Annotated in this window: 1 protein-coding gene; it reads left to right on the top strand. The window is 53.0% G+C overall.

Features of this window, described 5'->3' with window-relative positions; genetic code table 11:
• Window positions 1-210 precede the first annotated feature (210 nt).
• A complete protein-coding gene (locus tag ACIP02_RS27310; RefSeq protein WP_400622928.1) occupies window positions 211-1,164 on the top strand; it encodes an IS110 family transposase in 954 nt (317 codons plus the stop codon).
• Window positions 1,165-1,184: the final 20 nt, after the last annotated feature.

The raw sequence follows: 1,184 nt of genomic DNA, 5'->3' as shown, positions 1-1,184 counted from the left end.
GCCGCTTGTATGGTGATACTTGAAGGGGTGGTGGGACGAAAAAGCCGATTCTGACTGTTCACAGCAGTACAGACCGTGGGAGATATCGCCCCACCCCTTCCACCAAAGCGCCGATAAAGAATGCATCGTTTGCAAGCGACGATAGAAGCAAGCCAGCGCCTCTTGGTGAAACCCCTTCAAGCTGAAAAACCATATCGTGAGGAGTCACCTATGGCAATGCAGGTAGGCAAGTTGATTGTGGGTGCGGATGTCGCAAAAGCTGAGCTGGTTATCCATCACGATGAGCGCGATGAGATCGTCAGGCTGAAAAATTCCAAACTCGAAATCAAGAAATGGCTGAGGCAGCAACCACTCAACACAGCTATTGCTGTTGAGGCGACAAATGTCTATCACCTGGACTTGGTTGAGCTGGCTCATCGTCAGGGCTTCGAGGTTTATATCATCGATGGCTTTCAACTGAGCAACTACCGGAAAAGTGTTGGAGGACGGGTGAAAACCGACCCGTCCGACGCTAGGTTGCTGTCCCGCTTTCTGAAAAACGAAGGTGAGGATCTTCGCCCTTGGAGCCCGCCGCCCGCCGTCTACGGCAAGCTTCAGAGCCTCCTGCGGCGCAGAGCTGCCTTGGTGAGTGCGCGCACTGCAATGACCCAGAGCTGGGCTAATGAGGGCCTCCTGAAAACCGCGTTCAATACTTTTGTGAGATCGATAGATCGACTGGATCAGTTGATCCAAAAGAAGATTAAAGACGTGCTGCGAGAGGCTGGCTTACACGAACAAGTCGCTCGCTGCCAGGCAGTAGAGGGCATTGGTTTTCTCACCGCCACAGCGCTGGTAATGGCTTTTACGAGGGGTGAGTTCAAGTGCAGTGATTCATACATCGCCTTCTTGGGGATGGATCTACGTGTCAGCGATTCCGGGCAGAAGAATGGACGGCGTTGCCTTACAAAACGAGGTTGCTCAGAGATCCGTCGCTTGTTGCACAACGCAGCGATGGCAGCCAGCAAGTCGCCCGCGTGGAACGGGGAATATAAGCGGCACCTGAACAACGGAAAAGCAACGACGCAGGCATTGGTAATCCTTGCCAGGAAGCTAGCAAGGGTGGCATTCGCCCTGATGAAGAATCAGGACGAATACACCACCAAAGGGGTCAAACCGGCTTGTTGAAAACCATAGAATCTCCCACA

The sequence above is a fragment of the Pseudomonas sp. NPDC089408 genome, assembly GCF_044749445.1.
GTDB lineage: Bacteria > Pseudomonadota > Gammaproteobacteria > Pseudomonadales > Pseudomonadaceae > Aquipseudomonas.
Note: the sequence above shows the minus strand (reverse complement) of the source record. Positions and strands in the feature narration are given on the sequence as shown.